Annotated in this window: 5 protein-coding genes; 3 read left to right on the top strand and 2 right to left on the bottom strand. The window is 63.6% G+C overall.

Features of this window, described 5'->3' with window-relative positions; translation table 11 throughout:
- Positions 1 to 273 precede the first annotated feature (273 nt).
- Both ACXJKO_RS29230 and ACXJKO_RS29235 read right to left on the bottom strand, forming a co-directional pair.
- On the bottom strand, positions 274 to 1,440 hold the full coding sequence (locus ACXJKO_RS29230) for an acetyl-CoA acetyltransferase (protein ID WP_457094538.1): 1,167 nt from the start codon (positions 1,438 to 1,440) through the stop codon (positions 274 to 276).
- A gap of 82 nt (positions 1,441 to 1,522) precedes the next feature.
- On the bottom strand, positions 1,523 to 2,677 hold the full coding sequence (locus ACXJKO_RS29235) for a 2OG-Fe(II) oxygenase (protein ID WP_457094539.1): 1,155 nt from the start codon (positions 2,675 to 2,677) through the stop codon (positions 1,523 to 1,525).
- A 279-nt stretch (positions 2,678 to 2,956) separates the two neighbouring features.
- Between ACXJKO_RS29235 and ACXJKO_RS29240 the strand changes: the two genes are divergently transcribed.
- The 3 genes from ACXJKO_RS29240 to ACXJKO_RS29250 all read left to right on the top strand — a co-directional run.
- The gene (locus ACXJKO_RS29240; RefSeq protein WP_457094540.1) at positions 2,957 to 4,324 is read left to right on the top strand and encodes a D-alanyl-D-alanine carboxypeptidase family protein; all 1,368 of its coding nucleotides are present in this window, start codon (positions 2,957 to 2,959) and stop codon (positions 4,322 to 4,324) included.
- A 128-nt stretch (positions 4,325 to 4,452) separates the two neighbouring features.
- Positions 4,453 to 5,358 carry a DMT family transporter gene (locus ACXJKO_RS29245; protein WP_457094541.1) on the top strand — a complete coding sequence of 302 codons (906 nt, stop codon included), beginning with the start codon at positions 4,453 to 4,455 and terminating at the stop codon, positions 5,356 to 5,358.
- 3 nt (positions 5,359 to 5,361) lie between these two features.
- Positions 5,362 to 5,588 (top strand): GTP-binding protein (locus ACXJKO_RS29250; protein WP_457094542.1); only part of this gene is annotated, 227 nt, incomplete at its 3' end.

Below are 5,588 nucleotides of genomic sequence, written 5' to 3' on the forward strand. Positions count from 1 at the left end.
GGCGCAGATCATGCTTGCGAGGCCGCCCGCGGCGGGTTGTGGAGGCAAGGAGAGGGGCCAGGATCGCCCACTCCCCATCGCTCAGATCGGTATCGTAAGTTGACGCTGTCATGCCCCTTCAGTTGGGGCCAACCCGATTTTCCAAACACCCTCTAGTGTCACTCCCGGCCGAAGCGTCAGCGGAGGGAATGGGAATCCATAGCGCAACGCATATGGGTAGATCCCCTTCCCTAGCTGACGTTCATCGGAGATGACAAAGCGCTATGCGCTTTGTCACTTGATCCGCTCGAGCACACTCACATAGTTCGCGACTGCCGCGCCACCCATGTTGAAGATCCCGCCGAGCTTCGGGTTCCTGACCTGAATGCCCCCGGCCTCCTCGCAAAGCTGCATGGCGGAGAGTGCATGCATGGAGACGCCGGTTGCGCCGATGGGGTGACCCTTGGCCTTGAGGCCGCCGGATGGGTTTACCGGCAGTTTGCCGTCGCGATTCGTCCAGCCTTCCTTGACCGCCGTCGCGCCCTGACCGCGCGGCGTGAGCCCCATCGCCTCGTATTCGATGAGTTCCGCGATGGTGAAGCAGTCATGGGTCTCGACGAAGGAGAGATCGGAGAGCTGGATTCCAGCCTGATCCAGCGCCCGGCGCCAGGCTTCCGCACAGCCCTCGAACTGGACGATGTCCCGCTTCGACATGGGCAGGAAATCCTGCGCATGGGCTGTGGCGCGAAACGCGACCGCCCGCTTCATGCGCAAGGCGGTCTCGGTATCGGCCAGCACGAGAGCGGCCGCGCCGTCCGATACGAGGGAGCAATCGGTGCGCTTCAGGGGGCCTGCTACGAAGGGGTTCTTCTCGCTCTCGGCGCGACAGAATTCGAAGCCGAGATCCTTGCGCATCTGCGCGTAGGGATTGTCGACGCCGTTCTTGTGGTTCTTGGCCGCGATCAGCGCCAGCGCATCGGACTGGTCGCCGTGGCGCTGAAAGTAAGCGCCCGCGATCTTGCCAAACACGCCGGCAAAGCCGCCAAGCGTGCCGCCGTCCTCCGGCAGGTAGGAGGCTTTCAGGAGGATGTTGCCGATCTCCGGCCCGGGCGTGCGCGTCATCTGCTCGACGCCAACCACGAGCACGGTTTTGGCGCGCTTGGCCTCGATGGTCTTGATGGCCTGGTGCACGGCGGCGGAGCCGGTGGCGCAGGCATTCTCCACGCGGGTAGCGGGCTTGAAACGGAACTTGTCGCTCGTCTGGAACACGAGCGACGCCGTGAAATCCTGGGGCGAGAAGCCGCCGTTGAAATGGCCGAGCACAACCTCGTCCACATCCTCCGGGCCGATCCCGGCATGTTCCAGCGCCTCGCCAGCGACGCGGGTGATCAGGCTCTCGACCGTTTCCGCGTCGAGCTTGCCGAAGGGGGTATGGGCCCAGCCGACGATGCAGGCTGTCATAGGTGTCTCCTCAAGCGTTGTTTGGCTTGAGAATGGGCTCTGCCTCCGGGGTCGGCAAGATCACCTTTGGAAAGACTCGTCTTCAGGCCTTGTAGTTGCCCACGCCCTCGCCGAGATGGGCGTTGTTCGCCTCGCGGACCTTCGCCGCCGCCTCGTCATAGAGGAAGGGCAGGAACGCATAACGGCGCCCGGACGTGACCTTCGACACCGCATGGAGCATGGGAGTCGTGAAGACCACGGCTCCGCCGGGAGGAGCCTTGTAGCTACGCGGGCCGTATTCCGGGAAGCTGACTTCGCCGCCCTCGAAATCGGCGTTGAGGTTGATAGAGACGGCGAAGCGTCGGTGAGCCGTTCCCTTCGTGGTGTTGTCCCGATGGGCGCGGAAATGGCCACCATCCTCCGCCGCGTAGCAGGAGACGATGTAGCGCTCCATGCGGGTTGGCGTGAAGAAGTGGATCTTCTGGATCTCGGGGTTCACGCGGCGGATGATGCGGCGCTGCACCTGGGCAATCAGGGCCTGATCGTCGATCGTGTAATCCTTGCGGCGCTTGTGGTTGGGATCGTGCGCCGCCACGGTCTTGCCGTCGATTTCGCGCATGAAGCCGGATTCCGTGCCGCCATTCTCTTCATAAAGCCCGATCAGGTGCCGGCAGAACCCGGGCTCGAACACGTCCGGAACGATGAGAATCGGCGCGAACATCTCGAAGCCCGCGAAGCGGTCCACCGGCGGCAGGTCGCGCAGGTAGGCCATGACCTCCTCGCGATCGCTGCCGTCTTCCTTGAAGGGGAAGATCGCGCGGATGCGCATAGTCGGATTGAGCACCATCCAGAAACGGCGCATCGGAACCGAGCCCTGGACCGGTGCAGGATCGTTGGGAAGGGCGCCATACAAGCGGCCCACCTTGCCGTCGAAATCCCAGAAATGGCGGATACCGGGCGTGATCTGCTTTGCCCTTCCCTCGCTCATGTCGGCCGGGTCGGCACTCACGCCGAAGATTGCGATCTTCTCGTCGTCGAAGAGAGACCGATGGTCCTCCTGGAAGGTCTTGAGCGCCGCCTGCCCGATTTCGTCCGAGGCGGTGCCGAAGAAGCAGAGAACGAGATAGCGGCCTGCCACAGTCTCGAAATGGAACTGCGGGTTGGTGGTCGAGTTTTGACTGAACCACGGTGCCGGATCGCCCACCTGCAGATCACGATAGGCCGGTTTGTCGATAGCGAGGGCGGTATCCGTAGTCATGAATGGATCCTGATGCGAGATTTTTTGCAATAGTGTTCGATAACATCCGGTTGCCGCTGCGACAAGAAACAAGGACTAAAAACCATCCCATCCCTCAAAGAAGGCCGCTCTTGCCACTCTCTTGCCACGGAGTTCAGGTGAATAGGGCAAGCGGGTCGAGATGCCGCCATTCACCTAGCCAAAGCTAAGGTTTGGCGCTAAAAATACAGTCCAGCTGACAAGCGGGACTCTCAAATCCCCTCTCCGACCGTTGTGTGAAGCCTTTTGGAGTCGTTCCGTATGAACGTTAGCCGCGCCCTTCGTGTGACCGCTTTCGCCTTCGCCGCCCTCGTGAGCGGCTCGGCCCTCGCGGCTGGCGGTCCTGCCCTTGTGGTCGAGGTCGAGTCAGGCCGCGTCCTGCACGCGGAGAGGGCCACGGATCCCTGGTTTCCCGCTTCCATCACCAAGCTGATGACCGCCTATGTCGCCCTTCACAAGGTGCGTACCGGGCAGATGAGCATGGAGACCCTGCTGACGGTCACGGACACCGCCGCCGCGCTGCCGCCCTCCAAGATGGGCTTTAAGCCGGGCACTGAGATCCGCCTCGACAACGCCCTCAAGATCATGATGGTCAAGTCGGCGAACGATGTCGCCGCCACCATCGCCGAGAATATCGGCGGCTCTATCGACGGCTTCGCTGATCTCATGAACGCCCATGCCCAGCGCCTCGGCATGACGAGCAGCCATTTCGCCAATCCCCACGGCCTGCCCGACGAGCGCAACCAGACGAGCGCCCGCGATATGGCGATCCTGGCCCGCGCACTCCTGCGCGAGTTCCCGGACCATCAGGATCTGTTCCATATCGGCGCCGTTCAGTTCGGCCGCCGCATCATGCGAAACACCAACGGCCTCATCGGCCGCTATCCCGGCGCCGACGGCATGAAGACCGGCTTCATCTGCTCGGCCGGCTTCAATGTGGTGGCGAGCGCCACCCGCGGCGGCCGCCACCTGATCACGGTCGTGCTCGGCGCGCCTTCCGCCAACGAGCGCACCATGACGGCTGCCGAGTTGTTTGACCGTGGCTTCAACAGCAAGGTGAACTTCACCAATCCGGAACTCACCGCCCTGCCCGCCTCGGCCAACACCACACCGCCGGACATGCGCTCCGTGATCTGCGACCGTCGCGGCCCGATGCCCCAGGAGGAAGAGGGCACGCCGGTGGCAGCGGAAGATTCAGGCGTTCCGAACCTCTTCTCCTCCGAGGTCATGGCCTTCGCGGGCGAGACCCAGAAGCCCGTGCGCACCGTGCTCGGCCCCCGCACCGCCGTGGTGCCGGAACGGGTCTGGGTCGGCCTCAATCCCCCGTCCGAAGCTGAATTGGCCGCCCAGGCCGCTGCCGAGGAAGCTGCCGAGCAGGCCCGCCGCGCCAAGAAGAAGACCGCGACCTCGAAGAAATCCACCAAGCAGGCCGAGTCCAAGGATTCGGACGACGCCGCAGCAGAGGAAGGCCCCAAGGCCAAGGGCAAGGGTCGTGTCACCGTCACGGTCAAGCCGGTGAACGGCCAGACCAAAGCCACCGATAAGAAGCCCGCGGAGCAGAAGGCAACCGCCAAGCCCAAGGCGCAGAAGGCCGAGGCTCCCGCGAAGCCGAAATCGGCGGCGAACTAAAATTCCTCTCAATCGCCTCTTCGAACGCCCGGCCATCGAGCCGGGCGTTTCGTTTTGCACAGAGGGCTTTACCCTTGCATTCGCCCCCGATCCGCGCGAACGGTGCGAGCCTGACAAGTAGAAGTGACATGCCGCGCTCGACCCACGCCACGGGCCTCGTCTTCGCCCTCGTTTCCGCCAGCCTCTATGGCTTCAACATCGTCTTCGCCMGCATGGCGTCGTTTGCAGGCGCCAACGGCTCGGCCATCGTCATCTATCGGGTGCTGTTGATGCTGGGGCTCGTCGTGCTCGTCGCCCTCGCAGCGCGCCGTTCGCTGCGCATGGCCCGTGAGGAGCAGCTGACGATTCTGCTGCTCGGCATCTCCACGGCCTTCGTCGGCCTCTGCTATCTCTCCTCCGTGGCCTTCATTCCMGTGACGGTCGCAGCGGTGGTGTTCTACACCTTCCCCATCCTGATCGTGCTCGCCAGCCCCTTCGTGGAAGGAACCCGGCTCACCCCGGCCTTGGTGGGTGTCGTTGTCCTTGCCACGCTCGGCGTGATCTTGGTCGTAGGCCCGGCCTTCGGCGGTCTCGACTGGCGCGGCCTTGCGCTCGCCTTCGCTGCCAGCATCGCCACCGCATTCCAGTTTTTCGCCGCCGCCCGCTGCAGCAAGACCGGCGTAGTGGCGAAAGTGTTCTGGATCCACCTGATCGTCCTACCCACCGCCTTCCTCATCAGCTTGGCGACCGGGCAGCTTGCCGGACCGTCGATCCTCGCCCTCGCGCCGCTGGCCGTCGGCCTGACTATCGGCGGCTACATCTTCGGCTTCGTCCTTCAGTTCCTGGCACTCGGCAGAATCTCGGCCGTGGCAGCCGGAATCATCTACTGCACCGAGCCGGTGGTGGCAGCCGTCTCATCGGCGCTCATCCTGCAGGAGGGTCTTGCTCCCCTGCAAATCGCGGGCGGCGCCCTTGTGCTCACCGCCATCATCGCCAACGTTCTCCTTGACCAGCGCAAGCTGAAGGACGCACCTATGGTGCCCATCGCGGATTGAAGCATGACGGACAAGCCGATGACCCCTCCCGCCCCGATCCCGCTCACGATCCTCACAGGCTTCCTCGGCGCGGGAAAGACGACGCTTCTCAATCGGATGCTGAAAAGCCCGGTGTTGCAGGACAGCGTCGTGATCATGAACGAGTTCGGCGAAATCGGCCTCGATCACCTGCTGGTGGAAACCGTCGATGAGGGCATGGTGCTGCTCTCGGCGGGCTGCCTGTGCTGCAC

The sequence above is a fragment of the Microvirga sp. P5_D2 genome (assembly GCF_054049475.1).